Raw genomic sequence first — 23,680 nt, forward strand, 5'->3', positions numbered from 1 at the left:
ACCCGCACAGCCTGGCAACGACACGCCGCCCGGCACGGCATCCGGACGGCGCGTCACATCACAACAGGGCAAACGTTCCCTGATGCGGCACTAGATCCATTGTCAGGGTGTCCACTCCAAAGGATCAGCCTCAGATCGGGCTTGCGCCCTGCTGGAAGACGTTGATGAGGTTTCCGTCGTTGTCGCGGATCGCGGTCGAGATGCTGCCGTCGCCGAGGTCCATCTGCTCCCAGACGGTCGTCACGCCCAGGTCACGGAAGGTGCGGGTCACGCCGGCGAGGTCTTCGACGCGGAAGACCAGGGCCTTGTTGCCGATCGGGCGGATGTGGGCGGGGGGCTCTGCCGTCAGTTCGGGGATCCGCACACCGTCCGCGGGCTGAAGGAGCTCGAGCCGGAACCCGGGGCCCTCCAGGAAGGCGACGTCCGCTCCGATGGCGTCGAAGCGGGACTTCGCCAGCAGGGTGAGGCCGAACACCCGGTTCCACCAGTGGATCGACGCGTCGAGGTCACTGACGGAAATCGTCACGTTGTGGAGGCTGTAGGGGAAGGGCGGCTGGGCAGCGGTGGTCATGGTGATCACTTTTCGTTGGGCGGGTGCAGGCGTTTGCGGTGGGGCACGCGAGACCCCTCGCGCATTCCGCCCGGCTTCTCTGTGCCGTGCAGCGGAACAGTCTGTGCCCGTTTGCCGCCGACCCGACGTCTACTTGCAATAGCGAATCCGCGGGTCGTAGGCCAAACGTAGGTCTTATGGACCATACAGTCAAGAACTTATGTCCTCTTCAGGTGCATTGCGAAGTCAGTGGATCAATGCACCGGTTGGCGAATCGCCGTCGGCGTGCGGAAGTGAGGCGCGAGCGAGGTCCCGCGCGGACTTGGGTAGCCTGGAGACTTTGCCGTCAGGGCCCGTGCGCAATGGGCCGGCGCCGTCGGCTGCCGGAGCGTCGTCCGGCCCGCGTTGCCGCGCAGTCGATGGCGCAGCTGCCCGGCCGGAGTGCCTGCTCAAGGGCATGGCGAAAGGGGCAGGCCGTCAACCGCGCTGGGGCTGGCGCCCGGGCCACTCGTGGAGGTGCTCGGAGGGCAGGTAATGCGCGTGCTCGCAGCCGACTCAAGCGGGCCCACCCGGGTCCCTGCCGGTCGGCACGTCACCTGTGAAGGGTGCTGGCCCGCAGGATGGTCAGTGTCGGGAGAGCTGCTTGAGGGCGGCCTGGCTTATCTGCAGCAGAGCTGAGCCGTCCATGCCGGTCTTCGCGAGAAACTCGATGCCCTGCATGACGGCAAGGAGCAGCCGCCCGACCTCCTGGGCGTCCGCCCCCGGTTCGACCGTCCCCTCGTCCTGGGCTTCCTTCACGCAGACGATCAGAAGATCTTCGACCGCTTGGTAGCTGCTCCGGGCCCGGGAGACGACGTCCGGATCATTGCTGTGCAGCTCGGACGTGCTGTTGACCAGAAGACAGCCGCGCCGCTGCGGGTCCTCCGTGAATCCCTTGGCCACGCCCTCAACGAGCAGGGTCAGGCGTTCGAAGGCCGTACCGGGCCCGGTCAGGACCGCCCGGACGCCGTTGAGCTGTTCGTCGCGGTAGCCGTCCAGCACGTGCAGGAACAGCTGCCGCTTGTCGCCGAAGGCCCCGTACAGACTCCCCTTGCCCAGTCCCGTGGCGCCCATCAGGTCCTGCAGTGACGTCGCCGCGTACCCCTGATTCCAGAACTGCTCGCGCGCAGACTCCAGAACCTGGTTCTCCTCGAAATTCCGCGGCCGTCCCATGTTCAACAGCATACATCCTTCTTGACCTATCGGTCCAGATCATGAGCGCCCGGCTGCATACGGCACACGGGGGGACAGGCTGGGTGGTGGCGGGGTGTGTAGCGCACGACTCCCCCCGGCGCCCCGGCGTCCTAGCTGCGGGCGGGCCGGCGTCGGCCGGCTCGTTGCCGCTCGGCGGTGTGGATGCAGTCACGTTTTTGCCCGAGCGGTCCATAACGTGGTTCTTTACCGTACAGTCCATAAGTGGCCCGGGGCTGTCCGCTCCGGGCTGTAACACTGCAGCGACACATGGTGCACGACTTTTGGCGTTTGCATCGGACAGGGATAAGCGATCATGGGACAGCTTGACGGGAAGACGGCAGTCGTCACCGGAGGCAACAGCGGAATCGGACTGGCCACAGCCAAGCGATTCGCGCGTGAGGGCGCGCACGTGTTCATCACCGGCCGTCGGCAGGAGGCTCTCGACGCCGCGCTGGCCGAGATCGGCGGGGAAGCCACCGCCGTCCGGGGCGACGTCGCGAACCTCGCGGACATCGACCGCCTCTACGCGGCTGTCGCCGAGCGGGGCCGGTCCATCGACGTACTGTTCGCCAACGCGGGCGGCGGTGAGTTCGCCGCGCTTGAGCACGTCACCGAGGAGCACTTCGACGCCACCTTCAACATCAACGTGCGAGGCATGCTCTTCACCGTTCAGAAGGCAATTCCGCTGCTCAACGACGGCGCCTCGGTGATCCTGACCGGATCGACTGCTGCCACCTCAGGTGGCGCCGCCTTCGGCGTGTACGCCGCGTCCAAGGCCGCGGTCCGCTCCTTCTCCCGCACCTGGGCCAACGAACTCAGCGGCCGCGCAATCCGAGTGAACACCCTGGTGCCCGGCCCGATCGTCACGCCGGGCATCACCGGCCTGGCCGCGGACGCCGACCAGGCCGCGAAGATGAGGGACGCCTTCGCCAGCCAGATACCGCTGGGCCGGATGGGGCACCCGGACGAGGCCGCAGCCGCCGCACTGTTCCTCGCCAGCAATGAGAGCAGCTTCGTCACCGGATCCGAGCTGTTCGTCGATGGCGGACTCAACCAGATCTGAGCGCCGCAAGACGATGCGCTTGCCCGTCCCAGCGAAGACAAGAGTGTGACCGCGTCGCGGTCACACCGGTAGTCACACCGAACCTTCGGGCGAGCGCAGCCCCGCCGGTGTGCGGGCACACTGCGACCCCCGGAATCGGCTGAGGGCGTGGAGTCGGACGCCGTACACACAGATGATCAGCAGAGCACCGTCGCCCGGCGGTTTTGGCCAGCGGCGGCGCCGACGACCGTGCGTGCCGCCGCAGCCACCGAGTTCATACAGCCGTCGGAAGCGCCAGAAGACATGGGGCTCCGGCAGGGCATCTCAGGGCACGAAATACCTCGAGTCCCTCCGTCGCTGCGGCCATAGGAAAGACGTGTGCTTCTGGGCACCGGCGTAAGCGACATGAGTGGGGCCCGGCCGTGAACGGCCGGGCCCCATTCCTATGGTCCGTGCGAGTCAGATCACCACCGCTGACCACGTCCGCGGCCGCCACCCGCGCGCGAGTAGAGCGTGACGAACCCGAGCAGTCACAGCACCAGGACGGCGGGCGCCGTCCGTCAAGGGGTCTTGACGATGAAACGCACCGAACGAGGCGCGTGCGAAAGCTGAACGAGCAGCAGGGGAGACATGGTTGTCGACCTCGTGTGCCATCACTTGGTCCACTGTGGCTCCTTCGGTCCATGGCCCGGCTGAGAGGACCACGGGATGCCGAACTGCTCAGCCGGATCTGCACAAGGGGCGGCGACGGCGGGTTCGAGCCGGACGCCGGCCTGCCCTCCGCGACCACCGGCGCCGAGCATGCAGCACGACATCTGATGAACTGGCGCTGCTCGGTCCGCAGACTTGAACGAACCGCACAGCGGAGCCACCCACAGTCCTGTCGTACTGCACGGCTCTCGTACGCCCCCTCGCACCGTCGTTCCCGGCGAGCGTTCGCCTCACAGGGGGCTGTGAGCGAACTGCTATATCGCCAGGTCAGTAAGGACCAGCACGCGCTCGTAGGTGTAATCCGCCATGGCGAACTTCACTCCTTCGCGGCCGACATCAGACTGCTTGACCCCGCCGTAGGGCATCTGGTCGGCGCGATAGGAGGGCACGTCGCCGATCACGACTCCGCCGACCTCCAGAGCCCGATGTGCCCGGAAGGCAGCCTGCAGGTCGCGTGTGAACACACCCGTCTGCAAGCCATACTTGGAGTCGTTCACAGCGGCGAAAGCCTCGGCCTCACCGGAAACCTTGAGGACCGTGAGAACTGGCCCGAAGACCTCCTCGCAGGCCAAGGTCGTGTCTGCCGGAACATCCGCGAGGACCGTAGGCGCGTACGAAGCGCCCTCCCGCTTGCCGCCCGTGTACAGCGTGGCCCCGGAGCCGACGGCTTCGTCGACCCACGACTCGACGCGGCATGCGGCGTCCTCACTGACGAGCGGACCCACATCAGTTCTGTCATCCGAGGGGTCCCCGGTGACCTGAGACTCAACGGCCGCCACGATACGCGGCAGCAGCCGGTCGTACACCGCGGCGTCGGCTATGACACGCTGCACGGAGATACAGGACTGCCCGCCCTGGTAGTTGGAGAACACAGCGATACGCTTGGCGACCCAGTCAAGATCCTCGTCGCTCGCAAAGTCGGCCAACACCACGGCCGCCCCGTTCCCGCCGAGCTCCAGTGTGCAGTGCTTCCTGGGAACCGAGTCCATGATGGCGTACCCGACCCTTTCGGAGCCGGTGAACGAGATGACGGGCAGGCGCTCGTCCTGCACCAGCCCCGGCATCCGGTCATTGGCGACGGGAAGGATGCTCCATGAACCGGCCGGCAGTTCGGTCTCGGCAAGCAGGTCACCCAGGATCAGACCAGACAGCGGAGTATTGGGCGCCGGCTTCAGGATGATCGGGGCGCCGGCCGCGATAACCGGGGCGACCTTGTGGGCACATTGAGCCTCTTCAGCGTTGCCGCTCCAGGGTGAGAATGGCTTTGGCGATTGACGTCATGCGGTTGGGGCTGCAGCGGGACCTGCGGAAGATCCGCCAGGACTTCAGGCAGGCCACGCCGCGCTCAACCGGTGCCCGTGCCGCGGCCAGAGCCCGGTTGACGGTCTTCTCGGTAGGGGTGAGTTCCCGCAGGGGCCTGCGTTTGATGCCCGTGGTCAGCCAGGGGCCACCGCCCTGGTAGGCGAGATCGGCCAGGATGGGGACGCCCTGGCGCTCGCAGATGCGGATGATCCCGTGGGTGCGGGCGGCGGTCAGGTCGTGGGAGCGGCCCGGCAGCGCGGGCGAGAGCCACAGCAGCCGGCCGTCCGGATCGGTGACTACCTGCACGTTCACCCCGTGCCGGCGGTGCTTGCGGGAGTAGTCGGCCCGTCCGTCGCCGACCCGGTCGCACTCGGCGAGCGTGCCGTCCAGGAGGACGAAGTCCGGATCCTGCTCGCGTAGGACCTTCAGCAGGCCCGGTGCACGGTCGGCGAGGAGGTCGATGACCGCGCTGGTGTAGGCGTGGGCGGTGGACTCGCTGATCCCGAACCCGGCAGCGACCTTCGCCAGGGTGGTGTGCTCGCGCAGGTACACCAGTGCCACTATCGCGCGCTGGGACGGACGGAGCTTGCAGCGGCGGTCACCCTCACGGGTGACGATGAGCATGGTGACCCGCTCCACGAGCGCATGTGGCAGGTCGAGTGCGGCAGGATAGATGACCAACGAGGCCCCTGAGCAGCGTGGTTGAGACGTCAGACATCTCGATCAACTGCCCGGGGGCCTCGCTCGTTGCGCTTCACGGACCGTCACCCGATCGGTGGCCCGCTCGAAGAAGCTCAATAACTCGTCGATCTTGGTGGGGATTACGGGAGGGTGGGGTCGTGCCCGGCGATCGCGGCGAGTTGTTGTGCCGTGGTCACGGTGACGGTGCCGGCCGGGACCTTGTACCCGAGCGCGGTGAGCACGGGGGTGACCTCCTGGAGGGTCGCGCCGATTCAGAAACCCTTGGGCGCGGCGGCCCGGTCCCTGTGCCGCCGACACTCCTCGCCCTTTCAGCCCAGGGCAAGTAGCCCCCTGTGACCAGTGATCTGGACACCCTAGCCCTAAGTTTCCGGCCACCTGACGCGCCGTCGGGCGATGGGTGGGGGTCGTCTGCTCACTTCCGTGTTGGGCTGCTTACCGGGCCCCGTGGCGGGTGACTCTGTGGCCCGGCTAAGGGCCCCCTGGGGTTGCCGGCGCCACCGGCGGGTTGAACCGTGAATACTGCGGCGCGGACCAGACCAGGGCGCCGTCCGGGTGGTCGATCTGGATGACCTTGGCCACCTGGAACTCCACCGTTCTCTCCGCGCCGGGGAATTCAGCGGCGGTGTCCGCACTCCAGTCGATCACCGCCGTACCTGTCAGGTGCAAGGTCCTGCCGACCTTCCAGTCGATGAACAACAGGCCCGCGGCCGGGTTGACGGTGAGATTTCCCAGGGTCATCAGCATCGTGTTCCCTTCGTAATCGGGCCATTGGACCCGTTGCGGGGACAGGCTGCTGACGAAGCCGGGGTTGCCGCCGCGATGGGAGGCATCGGCGTCACCCGCCGTGGAAGCGGAGGCAATGAAGAACGTGTCCGCGGTGTCAATCATCCGGCGCTGCTCCGGGAGCAGTTCGCTGCTCTCCGACACCTGGGGCTTCCTGGGCGCAGGTGCTGCCTCCTGCGGTTCGCGGCTCTGGATGTATTTGGGGCAATTGCCGTATGCCTGGTCCACTGAAAGCCTGAGTCCCCCTGCCGCGGGCACGGTCCGACCGTTGATCCTCAGTCGTCGACGGTTTTTCAAGTCGATGGCAAGAGTGCCCACAAGTGCAGGTGCCGCCAAGACCGCCGCCAGCGGGTCGACATCCAAAAGGCGCGCTCCGATGAGCACCTCGCGAGGGCCAAGCGCCTGCAGGAATCCCGGCTGTCCGTACACCATGGACGCCCACATTTGACCGTCCGGTGCAGTTGCTCCGACAACCAGGAACCGCAGATCGGCAAGGAAGTCGCGGGCGCCACGGGGAAGTCTGTCACTGATGATCGGGCGCAGGTGATCGGCGTGCTCACGGAATCCTGCGCGGTCCTGAGCGGCCAACTCACCCTTATGGTAGGAGGCCAGATGGGAGCCGCTATTGCGCATGGTGGCATTCCTAACTGCTGTCAGCGCCTTCAGGCAGCGGCGGCATACGGTCGGAAGAAGAATTTTTTCATGCCGCGTATGACCACGCTAGAGCTGGCTACCCGCACGGCCGACGATCCGATGGGTGGGAGCGGACGGTTCATTCCAGCGTAGACCCGCAGCCATCGCGAGGCGGTGCAGTGCTAGGTGAAGACGCATATTTGAAATTCGAGCCCACCCGAGTAATTGGCGCTGTGCAGACAAGTTGCGCTCCGCAGAGCGGGACGGTGACCCTCCGCAACCTCCTCGTGCCTTAATGCATCCGCGATTCCCGTTTCGCCATCTGCAAAGGAAATCTGAAAGGTCGCATTTATCCGTCTCTGTGTTGCTGTCCCCGGGGGGGCGGGTCTAGCGTGAACACGTTGCGCCCAACGCCATCTGTCTCGAGGCGCCACGTCGGCGAGGGGAAAACACTCCCGAGCCTGGGCACGTGACCACCCCCCCGATCATCGCAGCGAAAGGGGTTGCCTGCGGGCGGATTTGACGCATATTCCGCGCTCGAAGATCCCAGGAGGTCGTCATGCTCCCCACGCATCACAAAACAGCGACTGTTAACGGCCAAGAGGTCTTCTACCGCGAGGCTGGTCCCACTGAAGCACCGGTCATCCTGCTGCTGCATGGATTTCCCAGCAGCTCACACATGTTCCGTCATCTCATCCCGGCACTGGCCGACCGGTATCGTGTGATCGCTACCGATCACATCGGCTACGGCCAGTCCTCCATGCCCGAGGTCGGAGAATTCGACTACACCTTCGACAACCTGGCCAATATTACTGGGGGGCTGCTCGACCAGCTGGGCATCAAGCGCCTCTCCATCTACGTGCACGACTATGGGGCACCCATCGGGTGGCGGCTGGCCCTCAGTCCCTCCTATGAAGTCACCACGATTATCTCGCAGAGTGGCAACGCCTACATGGAGGGGTTCGCCAAGCCCTTCTGGGACGACCTGTTCGCCTACGCCACCGCTCCCGGACCCGACACCGAACCGGGCGCGCGGGCCAAGTTCGCCCCGGAGACGACCCGCTGGCAGTATGAGAACGGTGCCACCGACAAGAGCCTGGTCAGCCCGGACAACTGGCTTCACGACCAGGCCCTGCTGGACCGGCCAGGCAACGACGAGGTGCAGCTGGCACTGTTCCGCGACTACCCGACCAACATCGACGGCTACCCGCAGCTGCAGGAATACTTCCGCACCAGCCAGGTGCCGGTGCTCGCGGTCTGGGGCGAGAGGGACGAGATCTTCGGGCCGGACGGCGCGCGGGCGTTCTCCCGTGACCTGCCCGACGCGGAAGTCCACCTGCTGCCGGCCGGGCACTTCGCCCTGGAGACGCACCTGGATGCCATCAGCGGCTACATCCACGGGTTCCTCGGCCGCGTCCTCACCTGAGGCGCGGACGGAATCCTGGGCTGCACCTGGGCGAAAAAGGAGGAGTCATGACTCATGACACAGCCCAGGAGGCCAGCGTCCGAGAACCGGCGGGAGGTTTTTCCGGCTGCTCGGTGAGGGCGACGCCGACCGCGTCGCCGACGTCTTCGCCGAGGAGATCGACTGGTTTGTGCCTGGAGACCAAAGCATGCTGCCGCGGGCCGGTCGGCGCACGCGACGCGAACAGGTTCCCGACCACTTCGACTCTGTGGCCGGTGTTCGTCCCGGAAAAGAGCGAGACGAGCATCGACAAGATCCTCGTCGACGGCGCCGACGCGGTGGCCTTGGGCCGGTTCAGCCTTGTCGTGAAAGCGAACGGCCGCCACCTCAGCATGCTCGTCGCCTTTCACTTCACCGTCGAGTCAGGGTACTTGGTCCGGCTGCACCTGTACGAGGACACCGACCTGGTCGCCAGGGCCGTGACTGCAAGCGACTGAGACGGCGGCCAAGAGGCCCGGAACCGATGCAAGTCGCTTCCCTGTCAAGGCTCTACCAGTTCCTGACATGGGAAGTAGCGGTAAGAGAGGTGGCGTGGTGGCCACGTTGATGGCAGTGAACGTCGGGATGCCCCACGACGTGCCCTGGCACGGCAAGACGGTGCACACCGGCGTGTACAAGCAAACCGTCGCCGGGCCGCAGATGGTACGGCGCCTCAACATCGATGGCGACGGCCAGGGTGATCTGGGCGGGCATGGCGGCGAACAGCGGGCAGTACTGGTCTACCAGGCCGATTCCTACCTGTTCTGGGCGAAGGAACTGGGCCGCGACGACCTGGCGCCCGGCCAGTTCGGGGAGAACTTCACCGTCGACGGCCTGCCGGACGACGAGGTCTGCATCGGCGACCGCTACCGCATCGGCGGCGCGCTCTTCGAAGTCACCCAGCCCCGGGTGACCTGCTACCGAGTGGGCTTGCGTATGGGAGAGCCGCAGATGGCGGCCCTGCTCGTGGCCCACCACCGCCCCGGCTTCTACCTGCGGGTGATCGAGGAGGGCCAGGTCGAGGCCGGGCAGGAGATCGTCAAGGTATCCACCGGCCCCGAGGCGATGACCGTCGAGGAGATCGACCGGGTGCTCTACCTGCCGGGACACACACGCGAGCAGGTCGAACGGGCCCTGCGGATCCCGGCCCTCAGTCCCGGCTGGCAGGGCTCCATGCAGACTCTCCTGGACCAGGCCGACAGCGAGGCGGCCGACGGCTCCTCGGGCAGCGCCGGGCTGAACAAGGCCGCCACTGCCCCGCCGCCCAGCTGGCCCGGCTTCCGCCCGCTGACCGTCACGCGCATCCAGCCCGAGAGCCGGAGTGTGTTCTCGCTGTCCCTGGCCGCAGCCGACGGTTCAGCACTGCCCACTGCTTTGCCCGGTCAGTTTCTCACCGTGAAGGTCCCGCTCGAGGGACACGTGCCGCCTCTGATCCGCAGCTACTCCCTGTCCGGCGAGCCCGGCACCGGCACGTACCGCATCAGCGTCAAAGTCGAACCGCACGGCGCTGCCAGCAACGAGCTACGCGCCCACATACGCGTCGGCGACACCCTGGAGGCCGCCGCGCCCCGCGGAACGTTCTGCCTGTCCAAAGGCGACAACCCGGTGGTGCTGCTGTCCGCGGGAGTGGGGGTGACTCCCGTGCTGGCCATGCTCCACGCGCTCGCGCGTGACCGCTCCCCGCGCCAGGTGTGGTGGCTGCACGCAGCCCGTGACAGCACCGAGCATCCCTTTGCTCAGGAGAGCCACGACCTGATCGAAGGCCTTGCGAACGCCCGGTCAAGCATCTATTACAGCAAACCGAGCGACGCCGACCGCAAGGGCGTCGACTAGACAGAGGCCGGCCGGCTCTCGGCCAACCGCATCTTGGGTCTAGGCCTGCCGACCGACGCCGACGCCTACCTTTGCGGGCCCGTGGGTTTCATGAACAGTGTCACCACCGCGCTCGTCGACGCCGGGCTGGAAACGTCGCGAGTGCACACCGAGATCTTCGGCGCCGGGCCCTCCCTCACCCCGGGAGTGAAGGGTTCCTCGACCGCACCCGCGCCCCACCAGCCCGCAGGTCCCGTCGGCACCGGTCCTCCCGTCTCCTTCGCCCGTAGCGGCCTCACTGTCCCCTGGAACAACAGTCAGGACTCCCTGCTCGAACTCGCCGAAGCGTGCGACGTCCCCGTCCAGTGGTCGTGCCGCACCGGCGTCTGCCACACCTGCGAACTCGCCCTGATGTCCGGCACCGTCGACTACTCACCTGATCCGGTCGAACCACCAGCCGAAGGCAACATCCTCATCTGCTGCTCCAAGCCCACCGAAGGCGTCGTTTTGGATCTGTAAGTCGACCGGGATGCCGGTGCACAGACCGGCATCGTCACTGCGAAGCCTCCACCTCCAGGCCCTTCGGCGAAACCTGCGGGCGCAGGTAGTCCGCCGTCCGGCATGTCAGTCCCCACCGAGGACGCCCCAGGAGCCAGGAGTGATCTACCCACGACGACACGTGCCCCTCCTTTCCTTCGACGGACCGCGGCAGAGGGCAAGCCACACAGGACGGAGATGGTCGACATGGTCGACCCGGTTGAGGAGTTCGACCTGCTCGTCGTAGGCGGCGGAAAGGCCGGCAAGACGCTTGCCATGGATTGGGCCAGGAGCGGCAAACGGGTCGCCATGGTAGAGCGGGGCATGATCGGCGGCACCTGCATCAACGTCGCCTGCATCCCCACCAAAGCTCTGGTAGCCAGCGCCCGCGCCATGCGCACCTTCGCCCGGGCGCGACAGCTGGGGTTTGTGACTGAAACCCCCGAGGCCAACGCCGAACTGCTGCGCACGCATAAGACCGGCGTGGTGGAAGGCATGGTCACCATCAATCACAAGCAGTTCGTCGACTCCGGCATGGACTTCATCCTCGGAGAGGCCCGCTTCACTGCGGAACGCACGGTAGCGGTGACCCTGAACAGCGGCGGCACCCGGAGGCTGCGCGGCGCTGAAGCGGTCGTCAACACCGGGACGACCCCACTCGTGCCCGACATCCCAGGCCTGGCGGACGCGCGTGTACTCACCAGTGAGACCCTGCTGCACCTGGAGCGGCTGCCGGAGCACCTGATCGTGATCGGCGGCGGCACGGTCGGTCTGGAGTTCGCGGACATGTTCGCGGCCTTCGGCAGCCGGGTGACCCTTGTGGCCCGGGGCCCGCGGCTGCTGGCGAGGGAGGACGAAGACATTGCGCAGGCGGTCACCAGCCTGCTAGCCGCCGGTGGCGTTGACGTCCTCACCCACCGTTTCACCACCTCCGTCCGACGGGGCGCGGACGGACGGGTCATTGTGGCCCTGTCCGACGGCACGGTGCTGAGCGGCGACGAGGTGCTTGTCGCAGTCGGCCGCCGACCCGTCACTGCCGGACTTGACCTCCCTGCCGCCGGGGTCCGGACCACAGCCGCCGGCTTCGTCGTAGTCGACGACCGCCTGGCCACCTCGGCCCCGCACACATGGGCCGCTGGAGACGTCGCCGGCAGCCCGCAGTACACACATATCTCCCTGGACGACTACCGGATCCTTAAGGCCAACCTTGCCGGCGGTTCCCGCTCCACAAAGGACCGGCTTGTTCCCCACACCACTTTCCTCACCCCGGAACTAGCCCGCATCGGGCTCACGGAGTCCCAGGCCCGTGCCGCCGGACACCACGTGCGCGTCGCCCGACTGCCGGTGGCCGCCATCCCGCGGGCGCGTACGATGCGGGATACGGACGGCCTCTGGAAGGCCGTGGTCGACGCCCGCACCGACCGCATCCTGGGCGTGGCCCTCCTAGGCCCGGAGAGTGGCGAGACCCTCACCACAGTGCAGACCGCCATGCTCGCCGATCTCCCCTACACCGCCCTCCGCGACATGATTATCACGCACCCCACGATGACCGAAGGACTGAATCTTCTCTTCGCCGTACTCCAGGACTAACGAGGTGACCGCCCTAGCGGTCGCAGGTCCGCGACGACGTCCGCAGGAAGACGCGAGCAGCAGATCAGGACGGTGCCGTCGGTCAGCCGACCGTTGTCGGTAGCAAGCCTTCCGAGGGACTCCAGGACCCCATCTGCTCCTCGCAGCCGCTGGCGGACCTGGTCCTGGACCTGTGACCGCGGCGCTGGGGGCGTCTACGCGACGTGTCCGGAGCGACTGCGGCAGCCTTCTCAGTCCTGGAGCGGGTAAGCGCCACCCAACCACCGGTGGTGCAGGTCACTACAGCGGCGGGCGCCGCGGTGTCACTTGCCCCGCCCGGGCTGGCGTGGGGCGTAGAGGGCTTCGCGGAGGGCGCCGGTGGTCTCCGCGACGGCGTCCTTGGCGGCCTGGGTGCCGGCCAGGGCGTCGAGCATCATGAAGTCGTGGGTGATGGACCCGTAGTGCGTGAGGGTGATGGGAACTCCGGCTGTTTGCAGTTTCGCGGCGTAGGCATTGGCCGCGTCGAGCAAGGCGTCCGAGTCGGTGATCATCAGTGCTTCGGGGAGGCCACGGAGTTGATCGACACTGGCGTTCAGCGGTGAGGCGAGTGGCTGGGCGCGGACGGCGGGGTCGGGGGCGTAGGCATCCCAGAACCACTTCATGGCCGGGCGGGTGAGCCAACAGCCCTCCGCGAACCGATTGTAGGAGGCGGTGTCGAAGCGGGCGTCGGTGACCGGGTAGAGCAGGACCTGCCGGACAAAGTGCGGTCCGCCGCGTTGCTTGGCCATCAGGGTGACGGCGGCGGTCATGTCGCCGCCGACGGAGTCACCGGCGATGGCAAGCCGGGTGGGGTCGATATCGATCGTGCGGCCGTTGCGGGCGACCCACTGGGCGACTGTGTAGGCCTGCCCGATCGGGACCGGGAATTGGGCTTCGGGGGAGGGCGTGTAGTTGACGAATACCACGGCGGCCCGCGCCCCGTTGGCGATCTGGCGGACCAGGCGGTCGTGGGTCATCGCATTGCCAAGGACCCAGCCGCCGCCGTGGATGTAGACAATGCCGGGCAGCGGGCCCTTGACGCCGGCCGGCCGGACGACACGGATGGACGCCGGCCCGGTGGGGCCGCCCGGGACTGTCCGCTCGGTGATGTCGGCGGGGAGCTTGGCCACGGGCCCCGATTGCAGCTTGTCGAGCACCTGGCGAGCGGCCTTGTAGGACAGGGTGTACAGCGGTGGGCCGTCGGCGGCCGCCAACTGGTTGAGGAAGTCCTGGTCCTGCTTCTCCAGCTTCACCGGCGGCTTGCCGCACGGGGCGTACTTCGGCGCGGCCCTGTCGGCCACCGCGGCAGCAGGGTCTTCCCGGGGGTCCACTGTGCGGCCCGCCCGGACCATCCTGTGGAGGAATCTGACCCCAGACCACCAGAGCTATTCCTAAGGGCGTGCAGATCTTTAACTCGTCTTCTTGACCTTGGTTTGGGTGGGGTCGGAAGCGAGGAACGTCGCGACGTCGGCTGGTGTGCGGAGGCGGGCGGTTGAGGTGGTGATGCGGTGGCCATGTGCTTCCAGGAGTGGGCGGACTTCCTGTTTCGCTCGGCTGATGGTCATAGCGGTGACGCCGAAGAGTTGCCCGAGGAGGTCCATGGTGGCGAGTTTGCGCAGGTGGAGCACGGCGGCCAGGACCCGGTCGGCCGGGGTGAGCTTGGCTTTGGCGCCTGTGCCGGGGGCGACCATGCGCTCGTGACCGCGGCGTGTGCGGAGCACTCGCTCGCGTTGGACCTCCAGCGCGGGAGTCAGTGCGTCGATGAGTTCGCTGAGTCGTTGGCGGGTCATGCCGGTCAGCTCAGGGTCCTGCAGCGAATGCTGCGTGAGGGTAGGCCCCCTGTTCGCCGTGACCTGGCCTGACGTGTTGTTGGCCGCCGTCGCGTCCAGCGGATGCTGCGGGTGGAGGGTGTAGTTCCAGTCGCCGTGGAAGCGGTGTCGGGTGATCGGCAGGGCGGCGATCTCGTCGTCGCTGACCTGGACACCGGTGGGGTACGGGTTGGTGTCGAGTTCGGCGTGCACGGTCAGGCCGGTCTTGGTGGTGGTCGCGGCAATGCTCTCGACGATGACTTCGTGGCTGGTCAGGGGCCTTCCACGCCAGTTCATGGTGATGTGGGAGAACAGCCGGTGCTCGATCCGGTTCCACTTCGATGTTCCGGGAGGCAGGTGGCAGACGGTGATCGTCAGGTCGGCCTCGGCGGCGAACCTGGCGAGTTCGGTCTTCCAGGTGCGGGTGCGATAGCCGTTGGAGCCGCCCGCATCAGCGGTGATCAGCAGCCGGTCGGCCGTTGGATAGGCGGCCTGGCCGGCTCCGATCCACCAGCGGCGGATTGATTCGACAGCGAACGCGGCGGTGTCGTGGTCGGTGCCCACGTTGACCCAGCCGGTGTTCGCGGCGACGTCGTAGATGCCATAGGGCACCGCCCTGCCCAGCTCGCGGTCGGGGAAATCGTGGGTGTCGACCCGCACCGGCTCGCCTCTCGGCTCCCATTCACGGCCGTTGTTCTTGAACAGGCCGACCAGTTCCTTCTTCTTCGTGTCCACGCTGATCACCGGAGCCCCGCAGTCCTGGTGGTCGCGGGCCTGCTCGTTGAGGTAGCGGAACTGTGCGTCCCGGTCGGGGTGCTGCTTGCCTTCCAGAGTCTCGGCGTTGCTCTGCAGACTGAAGCCCTCCTCGCGCAGGAGGTCGCCCACCGTATCCGCACAGATTCTGTGCCCCTGCCGGGTCAGCTGCTCGGCGAGCTTGCGGGTGGATTTGGTAGTCCAGCGCAGCGGCGACATCGGGTCCCCGCGGACGTCGGGCTCGACCAGCGCGAGAAGTGCCTCCCGAACGGCTGGGTTCCGATCGGCAACGCGTTTGCGGCCACCGCCGGGCCGACGAACCCGTCCCAACGGCACCTCTCCGTCGTCGAGTTCGCGCATTCCGGCAGACACTGTGGCCTCGCGGACACCGGCGGCGCGGGCGACCGCTCTGATCCCGCCGTGACCGAGAGACTGGGCTTCCGCCCCTATCACCAGACGGCGCTGCCGCTCGTCGAGGTGAGGCAGGATCGCCTCGAACTTGGCTGCCAGCACGGCCCGTTGCCCTTCCAACCCGCTCATGCCAGACCAACGAACCACCGAACAGAAAGCCACGAGTTAAAGATCTGCACGCCCTTAGTGCTGTCCCATGCTGGCGAAGGTTGATCGAGCCGGAGTGCTGCCGCGTTGACGGGGCTCTTGACGCACCCCTGGTCGCGGTGGTGTGAGGCCTTGAGCGCCATAGGTGGCCTCCTCCCGAAGCGGAGGAGGCCACCTATGGTGGGGGGACTACTTGAACCAGTACTGAACGCCGTGGTGGTGGGAGCAGGTGCCCTGCGAGTGCCGGGAATAGGACACGGAAGCGTCCTTGCACTTCGCCGTCTCGTACTTGTCCCTCGGTGTCTTGTGGTGGGTCCAGCCGCACAGCCCGGTGGTGTGGTGGACGCAGTGGTGGGCTGTGTTGGTGGACGGCAGCGTCGCCGCGGAGGCGGCTGGGGCGCTGAAGAAGACGCTGGCAAGAGCGACAGCGACGGCTGAGACAGCAAGACGAGCGCGCAAAAGGATCCCCCCTTTTTTTGAAGTTGAGCAAGTGCCGAGGGAACTTTATAGCGGCTTCAAGGACTTACCGGCCGGTACCGGGCAAGACGCCGGTGGCTGGCCGTGCGGACGCCAGGGGGCGGGACCGTCACGGCCCCCGTGATGGCGTGAGTAACGGCCATCAAGCGGCTCTTGCCCGCACGCTCCACGGCGCGTCTGACGGCTCGTGCACCGCTGAGGAACAGGCTGGGTGTCACCACGATCGCAGGAGTGGGCGCCCAGCTCGCCCGGCAATGAGCCTGATCCGTCGTGAGACTCGCTCGCGACCTGCGGTTTCCGTCGGACAATCTTCGTATCACGCGACCGATCGTTACCCGACACCCGGCTCGTTCTCGGCGTCCAGGTCTGCTTGCCACCGCACGAGGTTCGCCCGGGCGCTCATTGTACGGCCCGCCGAGGCTGGTCAGGCCACCGGCCGGCAGCGACCGAAGCGACGCAACCCTGCCGGCGGCGGTGCGAAATCTAGGCTGCCCCGTGGCGGCGACGGCGGTTGGCGATGGTGGTGGTCAGGGCCTCGACCGCATCCACGGTCGCGGTGCTCAGGCCCACGACGCGGCCGATCGTGGCATTGCTGGGGCCCTCGGACATCTCGGTCAGCAGGCCAGAGCGCGCGATGAAGGAGTCAAAGACGGATCGCAGTGCTCCTGGGGCCACGGTCTCGGCTCCCGCTGCGCCGCGGGCCAGGGCTGCGAGGTGTTCGTGCAGCGGATCGACCATCTCGGTCAGTTCCGGCACGGTGTCCTGCGGGGTATGCGGCAGGTGTTCGCCCAGGAGCGTGGCGCATCCGGCCACAGTGGACACCTGCGTCCTGATCTGCTCCAGTTGCGCAGTCGACCACGGGCCTCGATGCTCGGCCGGCTCGGCGGGCGCCCGCACCACCGCGACCTCGAGGTGCTCCCTGACCTGCCGTGACTGCGCCCGCAGGGAGTCGACGGCTGCCAGGTCGGCCGCTCCGACGTCGGCGTAGCCGGTCAGCAGCTCCGGCAGTAGTCGGTCCTGAACCCGCAGCCACTCCGCGAGAAGGCCCGGCACCCGACGGGTGGACCAGGTCGGCCAGGCCAGGAAAATGAGCACGGCGAGCGCGGCACCGACCACCGTGTCGGCTGCCCGGGCCCACGCCGTCGGCCCGGGCAGCCCGCCGACGTGGTGGATGAGGAAGACAATCCAGGTGGTCAGCCACAGGTTGAGCATGAGCTGCCCGGTCCGCAGGGTCCCGAACGACACCGCGGCCAGCACCACCGATACGACCGCGAGGCCTGCGGGCGACCAGGGCGGGAGGGACAGCGCCCAGGCGAAGACGCCACCCAGCACGGCGCCCACTGCCCGTCCCCAGCCCCGGGCGACGGTGTGTCCATACTCGGGAAAGAGCACCAGCATGGCGGACAGAGCCACCCAGAAACCGTGCGCAGAGATTCCCAGCCCGGCCCATCCCCCGATCGACCGGCCGATGATCTCACCGACCACCACGCCCACCGCGAGCCGCACCGCGTGTCGGAAGATCGGCGATCGGGGGTGCACTTGCGCCCGGATTCGCCGGGCGTTGCGTACCCCGAAGCGGGTGCCCGCATAGAGGCCCGGCACCTCTGCGTGGGGTTCGAGAACGTCGCCGAGGCGGTCGTCGGTCGAACGCAGAGCCAGTTCGTCGGCCAGCCGCAGGCGGGTGGCCAGTTCGCGCACACCGCGCACAGGCGAAGCGGCCGCCCGAGAGTTCAGTAGCGTGCGGACTTCGTCGGGCGTGCGGTGCTCGCGACCGGAGACCACCGTGCGCGAGATATTGCCCAGCATCTGTGCGGCGGCGGCAGGTACCTCATGGTGCCTGGCCGCTGTCGCCGCGGGTACCGTCACCCGCATGGTGTGCAGCGCGCGGCGGATGCGCTCCGCTTCTCCCAGCAGGCCGAACATGGTCGCCGCCGCCGGCCGGCTGAACTGCGGGAGGAGGTCCAGGGACTGCCGGGCCGCCGTGAACGGAGCGGATCCGCCCGGACTGGCAGGATCGGCTGTTATCGAGGCCTCGGCGAGCGACTGGTACACGGCTGCCAGGGCGCGGCGCTGGGCGGCGAACCGCGGACCGTAAGGCGGGAGAAGGTGTACCGCCACGACGAGCGCGGTCCCTACCGAGATCCCCTCGGCCATCATCAGGCCGCCCTGTACGTCCGGTGCGAGATCAGCCGTGATCATCAGCCCGATCACCGCTAGGCAACCTCGAATGCCGGGGGCGACGCCCATCGTCCGCCACAGCCCGGCGGCGAACGCCGAGACCGCGAGCAGCAGCAGGAACAGCCAGGCGGTGCCATGCACCAGGGCCCCGAGCACCGCCATGACGCTGAAGGCCACGGCCATCCCGAGTGCGTTCACCACGGGATGCCTCAGTGGACTCAGCAGCGTACCGATGCCGCAGATGAACGCACCGACGCTGGCCATGGCACCGGCTACTGGCTCGTCGAGCAGCAGACCGAGGACCGTGGCCAGCAGTACAGCCAGCACGGCTCGCGCGATCACCAGAGGGGCGGCGAATGCCCGCTGAACGCGCAGTCCGTCCCGGCCCGTCGTGATCAGCGATGACCACCAGCGCATGTCCAGGCCTCCTTTGGTGGCGAGGCACGGGAGCGGTGCTCTCATCCTCCGCCCGCCCCAGCCTGGCTGCCACTCGCCCAGCGGTCCGGGATCGGAACAGTCGGTGCCGCACCTTCACTTCCACGTGGTGCCACGGTGGATGGGCGACGGAATCTCGACCTGGCCGACCGGACGGTCCGAGCACCACTTGACCGACGACCCAGGCGCGAGGCTTGCCGCGTTCCTGGCTCGGGAGCAACATCACAGAAGTTGAGCCAGAGCCGGAACTCGTGAACAAAACCACTCCGGGCCGACGCTGTCGACGGACGGCAGCTGGATGCTCCATCGGCAACCGGCTGGCACGTACTAGACCTACAAGCCAACCCCCATTACTACGAACGGACGGCCCTGCGTGACGACCGCGCACCCTGCAACGCCCATCGAGCGCGTCCCGGGGCGGGCCTGGACGGTCCGCCTCACCGGCTACGCCGACCGCTCCGCCACCGTCTCCTGCAGCAACACGGCCTGCACGATGCCCGGCAGATCCAAGGACCTGGCGGCCCTGCGCAGGTTCGCCGCGCAGCACGCCGCCGCTCACGCGAAGGCGGCCACCGTCCGCGCCAACGCCTGGTGCCACTGCGGCTCCACACGCTGCGAGGCCCACCCGGACACCCGGACCCAGTGCGCCGGCGCCGTGGTGCTGGTCCTGCGGCACGACCCCACCGTGGGCCGCGTCTGGAACATCGAAGAAGTCTGCGCGGCCTGCGCCCCGCTGCTTGCGCACACCACCGTCGTCGCCCGCGCGGCCAGGCCCCAGCGCGCAAGCGCACAGCCTCCCGCGCCGGTACCGGCCGCCAGAGCGGGCGTTCCCGGTGGCTTCTCCTCGCCCACCGCCGGACCCTAAGCCCGCCCGGCCGCGCCCGCCCGGCGCCCCCGACGGGCCGCGCAGCGACCCCAGCGCCGAAGCTCGGGCCGCCTACGCTGAACCGCCCGACAGTCGCAGGACAGCTGCTGCCTTGCGACACGGCGTCCCGGAATCACCGGCGGCCCTGCAGAAACCGCCTGGTCGTTGGTCCGGGACGTGCGCTTGGATGACCCATGTGGACGACTTCACGTGGACTCCGGCGCACCGTGCGGTGGAACTCGAGGACGCTCAGACGCTGGCCCGTCTGCTCGCGGACGGAGCCGATCCCAACGAGGTCTTCGGCGCGGCGACGCTCCTCACTCATGCGCTCGACGTCGAGGGAGACGGCGCCCTGCAAAGCCGCCAGCCGCTCACGGTCCACACCACCGCGATCCTGCTCGCGTTCGGCGCCGACCCGGAGCTGCGCGATCCGGCCGGGGACACTCCCATGGACGTGGCCGAGGAGTACGACCACCAGCCGGCGATCAAGCTGCTGACACAGCACATGGCCCGGTGCTCCAGGTGATGGTTCCCGGAGGCTGTCTGAGCGTGATGTCAGTGGTGTGCGGTGGGATGGCCGCAACGCTGCTGCTGTGACCTGCTGGGGGCCCGCCCGTGATGTCTGCGTACTCGTCTTTGACCCACGCCCTGGCCGAGGCGTTGGGCGATGTTCTGTGGTTCATCGAGGGCAGTGACGACGAACAGGTGGATCCGGACGATGCCGTCAAGGTGTTGGAGGGCGTCGCCCGTCTGGTCAGCGGACTGTCGAGTGACCAGCGGAGCGAATTGATTGCCCTGCTCGAAGCGATGGCCGAAGCCGAAGCGGGCCCCGCGCGACGGGAGTTCCTGGCCAAGTTCCCAGACGGCTTCGGGCTCCTCGATGATGTGGTCCCACCTGCGCCGCATGATCCGCAGTCGCATTGAACGTTCCGTCCGGCGGGACGGCGTGCCCCATGTCCTGCTTGGCGCTCCCGCGTGACGGGGCGGGCCTGCCGCCGGGCTCTTGCGGCCCGACGGTGGCGGGCATGCTGCCGCCAGCCGCCGCCATCGGCGCCCGGTCACCGCCCGCCGCCGAGCAGAAGGTCCCCATGAGCGACGAACCCACCCCTGCCACCGAAGACTTCGGCACCTGGCTGAGCGAGCGAGGACCGGATGCCTACGCGCTGGCCTGGGTGAGGGAAGCAACCGGTGCCGACCGTGTGGACGGTGCCCCGGCGCCCACGGTGGGGGAGAGCGGGATCGCCGGCCCCGGCGCCGATCTGAGCCGCCTCACCCTGCACGAGGTCACCCACGGCCTGCGCGAGACGCTGCACCGGTGGCTTCAACTCGACGACGGGCAACGGCAGCTGGCCATCGTCAGCGCCCCGTCCGGTGTCCTGCGTGAGCACACCCCCGGGGAACTGGCGGCCGAGCTCAGGCAGGGCCCGGGCACCGACGACGCCCAGCTCACCGGTGAACTGGCCGGCTGGCTGTACCGCCGCTACGCCGACGCACCCCAGGGACTGGAGCTCGGATGGATCGCCGCGGCTGCCGCCTGGAGCTGTCACATGCGCGCCCTCACCGGCTACCCGCCGCCCTCGGTCCTTAGTGCGAGCCTGGAGCGTGCCGGCGAAGTCGACGATGCCATCGAGGACCTGGTGGTCAGCACCGGGCTGAGAATCGGCGACCTCCTGGACCGGCTGGAGCACGCGCACCGTCCTGGCGGCTGAACCACCCCACGCCGCCCGTTAGCGACATTCCCTGTCTCTGAACTGAACCGCGCAGACGGACTTAACTTCTGTCACTTCCGTACCAAACGAGACGACCTCTCAGCAAAGTGGTAATTCTCTTCCTGGTAAGTGAGCCGATTTTCGAGTCTGATCCCTGTGCGAGCAGGGTGAAGGCGTGGGACTCCAGCGAGCGCCCATGGCCGCGGCGGCCTGACCGGTCCGTGCGCCGCTGGGCAGCGGCGTGGGCGGTGCGCCGGCGGACCGCGGCGAGGTCGGCCGCCAGGTCAAGGCCCCCGCCGCGCTCGACCCCCGGCCACACCGGAGCCCTCATGACCGGCCGCCCCGAGACCGCCGCACCGGCCTGCACCTGCAGGCGCCGGTCCCCGCATCGATGGTCCGGGGCCGTGTCTATCCTGGCTGACCAAGCAGCCGCCCCACGTGACCGCGATCAGTTGATCCGGCGGCGGCCTGAGGCAGTCCGTACCTCCCAATGGCGTACGTGGGACGGCCGGGCCGCACGAGTGCACCCATCGCGTACAGGTCGCGTGTGGGCGTACGGATCCGGGCACGGGCTCATCGACGCGCGCCCGCGCGCTCGTGAGTCCGTCAGCTCCCGGGCGCCTGGGCTGAGAGAGGCGCACGGGAGCCCGACCTGGTGTTCACGAGACCTCAGCCGAGGAGGGTTTCACCGATGCGGGAGCCAGAGGAGACGCCATACTCGTTGGGACCGAAGGCGCTGACGCCGCTGGTGCTCACGCCGGTGCGGGTGCCCCGTAGTTGCCAGAGGGCGCCGTTGCCGTGGTCTTCGTTGGGGGCGGAGACGGCGAGGTCCGCCTTGCCGTCCCGGTTGAAGTCGGCGAGGTGGATCTGGGAGCCGAAGGTGTCGTTGTTCTCGGCGCTTCCGGGGATGCCGGGGGTGTTCTGTGAGTAGCGTGCGGCGCCGGTGGTGGTGAGCCCGCCGGCGCTTCCGCGCAGCACGAGCACGTCGCCTCCCCTGAAGGCTCGGCCGACAGTCTTGTAGGGGATGCCGATGGCGAGGTCTGCGCGGTGGTCGCCGTTGATGTCGGCGATGGACATTGCCGCGCCGAACTCGTCTTCCTTGTCGTTGCTGCCGGGGATACCGGCGGTGTTCTGATGGTAGATGCGGCCCGAGGGGGTGAGACCGCCGTCGATGTCGGGGTCGCCGTAACGGACGGTGATGTAGCCGGAGCCGTGGCTGGGATCGGCCAGTCCGTTAGGGTCGAGGCGGGGGTTGGACAGGGCGATGGCGAGGTCGTCGCGGCCGTCGCCGTTGAGGTCTCCGGCCGCCACGCGGTCTCCGCCGGCGAGCCGAGCCTGGGCGGTGAAGGAGCCAGGGTCGGTGGTGCCGAGGGCCTGGCCGTAGACGAGGGTGGTCTTTTGCTGGACGACGGCCAGTTCGTCCTTGCCGTCGCCGGTGAAGTCGCCGGCTGCGAGGTTCCAGCTGCCGGTGCCATCAGCGTCGGTCACGTCACTTCCGGCCGGGGCTTTGGTGCGGGTGAACGCGCCAGAGTACAGCCGCAGGGATGTCTGGCCGCTGACGGCGATGTCCGGCCGGGAGTCGCCGGTGAAATCACCCACGGCGATGCCGGCGCCGAACATGCGGCCGGGATACGACGGTCCCGAGGGCAGTGCGAGGGCACTGCGGAACGGTGAGGCGCCGCCCCACAACACGGTCACCGAGCCGTTCTGCGACGCATCTCCTTCGCTGCCGACCAGCAGGTCGGCGTACCCGTCGCGGTTCATGTCGCCGCTGGCCAGGCTGCTGCCGAAGAAGTCCTGATCCCCGGCCGTGCCGGGGATGTTGGTGGAGTTCTGCGTGATGTAGACGTGCTTGCCGGTCAGACCGTGAGCGGAGCCGAAGGTGATCAGAACAGCACCGGCGCCCTTCTTCCCGCTGATCGTCTTTTCGGGCATACCGATGGCCAGGTCGCGGTATCCGTCGCCATTGAAGTCGTCGGCCAACTTGGACTCAGCGGCGACGGCCTGGTCGCCCGAAACGGCCACCAGAGTGCCGGTCAGGCAGGCCGCTAAGGCCGCTGCCACGGCAAGTCTGACTGAGTGACGCACCCAAACCCCCTCTTTCACCGCGGACACCGACGGCGTCCGCGAACCAGAATGATGGCCCGCAACCCCGTGTCCGGCGGGCTACCCGCTTGATCACGTGCTGCGTGACAGTGAACAGACTTCCCACCGGCACCGATGGTTGTACCGCGGCCACCGGCGCCACCTCTCATCGGATGATGTAGCTGATACGTCGGCTTGTGCTGCCGGCCTGTCCGCGGCCGGGGGCTGTCGTGGAACCTCCGCCCCGGTCGATGGCCCAGCACGGGAACCGCGATCGCAGGCCGATCACCCCGTGCATGGCTGAGCACGGACCGCCTGCGTGCCGAATCCGTCGCACCAGCACTGGACCACGGCGGCCCCCTTACTGACTTCAGCTCGTCGGGGTGAATCTTCGCGAAGTCCCTGATGGGCGTGGATGGGTGGCTGTACCCCGTGGTGTGTGAGGTATGCGGATG

The 23,680-nt window shown here is 67.9% G+C and carries 19 protein-coding genes and 1 pseudogene; 10 read left to right on the top strand and 10 right to left on the bottom strand.

All coding sequences use genetic code 11. From position 1 onward, the window contains the following. Positions 1-130: 130 nt before the first annotated feature. Both ACIPSA_RS50340 and ACIPSA_RS50345 read right to left on the bottom strand, forming a co-directional pair. Positions 131-571 (bottom strand): VOC family protein, encoded by a 441-nt coding sequence (locus ACIPSA_RS50340; RefSeq protein ID WP_402648791.1) that lies wholly within the window; start codon positions 569-571, stop codon positions 131-133. Between the two features lie 603 nt (positions 572-1,174). Next, positions 1,175-1,762 carry a TetR/AcrR family transcriptional regulator gene (locus ACIPSA_RS50345; RefSeq protein WP_402648792.1) on the bottom strand — a complete coding sequence of 196 codons (588 nt, stop codon included), beginning with the start codon at positions 1,760-1,762 and terminating at the stop codon, positions 1,175-1,177. Positions 1,763-2,096: 334 nt separating this feature from the next. Here ACIPSA_RS50345 and ACIPSA_RS50350 point away from each other — a divergent pair, with 334 nt between their 5' ends. Beyond that, entirely contained in the window at positions 2,097-2,846 is a 750-nt protein-coding gene (locus tag ACIPSA_RS50350; RefSeq protein ID WP_402648795.1) for a glucose 1-dehydrogenase, read from the top strand. A 944-nt stretch (positions 2,847-3,790) separates the two neighbouring features. On the opposite strand, the pseudogene ACIPSA_RS50355 reads toward ACIPSA_RS50350, so the two are convergent. From ACIPSA_RS50355 to ACIPSA_RS50365, 3 genes and pseudogenes are all read right to left on the bottom strand, one after another. Then, positions 3,791-4,759, bottom strand: a pseudogene (locus ACIPSA_RS50355) (aldehyde dehydrogenase family protein); the annotation flags it as partial. Positions 4,760-4,769: 10 nt separating this feature from the next. After that, a complete protein-coding gene (locus ACIPSA_RS50360; RefSeq protein ID WP_402648796.1) occupies positions 4,770-5,519 on the bottom strand; it encodes a transposase family protein in 750 nt (249 codons plus the stop codon). Between the two features lie 489 nt (positions 5,520-6,008). Further along, positions 6,009-6,956, bottom strand: a complete 948-nt coding sequence (locus ACIPSA_RS50365) for a pyridoxamine 5'-phosphate oxidase family protein (protein WP_402648797.1) — start codon at positions 6,954-6,956, stop codon at positions 6,009-6,011. A 559-nt stretch (positions 6,957-7,515) separates the two neighbouring features. Between ACIPSA_RS50365 and ACIPSA_RS50370 the strand changes: the two genes are divergently transcribed. The 5 genes from ACIPSA_RS50370 to ACIPSA_RS50390 all read left to right on the top strand — a co-directional run bounded on the left by ACIPSA_RS50370 (position 7,516) and on the right by ACIPSA_RS50390 (position 12,339). Then, positions 7,516-8,382 carry an alpha/beta fold hydrolase gene (locus ACIPSA_RS50370; RefSeq protein WP_402648799.1) on the top strand — a complete coding sequence of 289 codons (867 nt, stop codon included), beginning with the start codon at positions 7,516-7,518 and terminating at the stop codon, positions 8,380-8,382. A 254-nt stretch (positions 8,383-8,636) separates the two neighbouring features. Further along, the gene (locus ACIPSA_RS50375) at positions 8,637-8,858 is read left to right on the top strand and encodes a nuclear transport factor 2 family protein (RefSeq protein ID WP_159055120.1); all 222 of its coding nucleotides are present in this window, start codon (positions 8,637-8,639) and stop codon (positions 8,856-8,858) included. Between the two features lie 109 nt (positions 8,859-8,967). Continuing rightward, on the top strand, positions 8,968-10,233 hold the full coding sequence (locus ACIPSA_RS50380) for an MOSC domain-containing protein (protein WP_402648802.1): 1,266 nt from the start codon (positions 8,968-8,970) through the stop codon (positions 10,231-10,233). A gap of 90 nt (positions 10,234-10,323) precedes the next feature. Further along, entirely contained in the window at positions 10,324-10,731 is a 408-nt protein-coding gene (locus ACIPSA_RS50385) for a 2Fe-2S iron-sulfur cluster-binding protein (protein ID WP_402648804.1), read from the top strand. Between the two features lie 225 nt (positions 10,732-10,956). Next, positions 10,957-12,339 carry a dihydrolipoyl dehydrogenase family protein gene (locus ACIPSA_RS50390; protein WP_402648807.1) on the top strand — a complete coding sequence of 461 codons (1,383 nt, stop codon included), beginning with the start codon at positions 10,957-10,959 and terminating at the stop codon, positions 12,337-12,339. Between the two features lie 302 nt (positions 12,340-12,641). Here ACIPSA_RS50390 and ACIPSA_RS50395 read toward each other — a convergent pair whose 3' ends face one another. From ACIPSA_RS50395 to ACIPSA_RS50410, 4 genes are all read right to left on the bottom strand, one after another. Beyond that, positions 12,642-13,658 carry an alpha/beta hydrolase gene (locus ACIPSA_RS50395; protein WP_402648809.1) on the bottom strand — a complete coding sequence of 339 codons (1,017 nt, stop codon included), beginning with the start codon at positions 13,656-13,658 and terminating at the stop codon, positions 12,642-12,644. A 108-nt stretch (positions 13,659-13,766) separates the two neighbouring features. Next, the gene (locus ACIPSA_RS50400) at positions 13,767-15,458 is read right to left on the bottom strand and encodes an ISAzo13 family transposase (RefSeq protein WP_402648812.1); all 1,692 of its coding nucleotides are present in this window, start codon (positions 15,456-15,458) and stop codon (positions 13,767-13,769) included. A gap of 207 nt (positions 15,459-15,665) precedes the next feature. Continuing rightward, positions 15,666-15,935 (bottom strand): DUF3761 domain-containing protein, encoded by a 270-nt coding sequence (locus tag ACIPSA_RS50405; protein WP_402648815.1) that lies wholly within the window; start codon positions 15,933-15,935, stop codon positions 15,666-15,668. Between the two features lie 501 nt (positions 15,936-16,436). Next, the gene (locus ACIPSA_RS50410; protein WP_402648817.1) at positions 16,437-18,548 is read right to left on the bottom strand and encodes an FUSC family protein; all 2,112 of its coding nucleotides are present in this window, start codon (positions 18,546-18,548) and stop codon (positions 16,437-16,439) included. A 391-nt stretch (positions 18,549-18,939) separates the two neighbouring features. Here ACIPSA_RS50410 and ACIPSA_RS50415 point away from each other — a divergent pair, with 391 nt between their 5' ends. From ACIPSA_RS50415 to ACIPSA_RS50430, 4 genes are all read left to right on the top strand, one after another. Beyond that, the gene (locus tag ACIPSA_RS50415; RefSeq protein WP_402648820.1) at positions 18,940-19,431 is read left to right on the top strand and encodes a hypothetical protein; all 492 of its coding nucleotides are present in this window, start codon (positions 18,940-18,942) and stop codon (positions 19,429-19,431) included. 187 nt (positions 19,432-19,618) lie between these two features. Next, on the top strand, positions 19,619-19,957 hold the full coding sequence (locus ACIPSA_RS50420) for an ankyrin repeat domain-containing protein (RefSeq protein ID WP_402648822.1): 339 nt from the start codon (positions 19,619-19,621) through the stop codon (positions 19,955-19,957). Between the two features lie 110 nt (positions 19,958-20,067). Then, positions 20,068-20,355, top strand: coding sequence for a hypothetical protein (locus ACIPSA_RS50425; protein WP_402648825.1), 288 nt, complete (start codon positions 20,068-20,070; stop codon positions 20,353-20,355). Positions 20,356-20,456: 101 nt separating this feature from the next. Further along, entirely contained in the window at positions 20,457-21,140 is a 684-nt protein-coding gene (locus tag ACIPSA_RS50430; protein ID WP_402648826.1) for a hypothetical protein, read from the top strand. A gap of 669 nt (positions 21,141-21,809) precedes the next feature. On the opposite strand, the gene ACIPSA_RS50435 is transcribed toward ACIPSA_RS50430, so the two are convergent. Beyond that, positions 21,810-23,204 (bottom strand): FG-GAP-like repeat-containing protein, encoded by a 1,395-nt coding sequence (locus ACIPSA_RS50435; protein WP_402648829.1) that lies wholly within the window; start codon positions 23,202-23,204, stop codon positions 21,810-21,812. Positions 23,205-23,680: the final 476 nt, after the last annotated feature.

The sequence above is a fragment of the Streptomyces sp. NPDC086549 genome, assembly GCF_044746205.1.
Classification (GTDB): domain Bacteria; phylum Actinomycetota; class Actinomycetes; order Streptomycetales; family Streptomycetaceae; genus Streptomyces.

Bases quoted from the DNA above. Each gene is read 5' to 3' on its own strand.
- ACIPSA_RS50340 (WP_402648791.1), bottom strand. From the start codon at position 571: ATGACCACCGCTGCCCAGCCGCCCTTCCCCTACAGCCTCCACAACGTG.
- ACIPSA_RS50345 (WP_402648792.1), bottom strand. From the start codon at position 1,762: ATGGGACGGCCGCGGAATTTCGAGGAGAACCAGGTTCTGGAGTCTGCG.
- ACIPSA_RS50350 (WP_402648795.1), top strand. From the start codon at position 2,097: ATGGGACAGCTTGACGGGAAGACGGCAGTCGTCACCGGAGGCAACAGC.
- ACIPSA_RS50365 (WP_402648797.1), bottom strand. From the start codon at position 6,956: ATGCGCAATAGCGGCTCCCATCTGGCCTCCTACCATAAGGGTGAGTTG.
- ACIPSA_RS50370 (WP_402648799.1), top strand. From the start codon at position 7,516: ATGCTCCCCACGCATCACAAAACAGCGACTGTTAACGGCCAAGAGGTC.
- ACIPSA_RS50380 (WP_402648802.1), top strand. From the start codon at position 8,968: ATGGCAGTGAACGTCGGGATGCCCCACGACGTGCCCTGGCACGGCAAG.
- ACIPSA_RS50385 (WP_402648804.1), top strand. From the start codon at position 10,324: ATGAACAGTGTCACCACCGCGCTCGTCGACGCCGGGCTGGAAACGTCG.
- ACIPSA_RS50390 (WP_402648807.1), top strand. From the start codon at position 10,957: ATGGTCGACCCGGTTGAGGAGTTCGACCTGCTCGTCGTAGGCGGCGGA.
- ACIPSA_RS50400 (WP_402648812.1), bottom strand. From the start codon at position 15,458: ATGAGCGGGTTGGAAGGGCAACGGGCCGTGCTGGCAGCCAAGTTCGAG.
- ACIPSA_RS50410 (WP_402648817.1), bottom strand. From the start codon at position 18,548: ATGCGCTGGTGGTCATCGCTGATCACGACGGGCCGGGACGGACTGCGC.
- ACIPSA_RS50420 (WP_402648822.1), top strand. From the start codon at position 19,619: ATGACCCATGTGGACGACTTCACGTGGACTCCGGCGCACCGTGCGGTG.
- ACIPSA_RS50430 (WP_402648826.1), top strand. From the start codon at position 20,457: ATGCTGCCGCCAGCCGCCGCCATCGGCGCCCGGTCACCGCCCGCCGCC.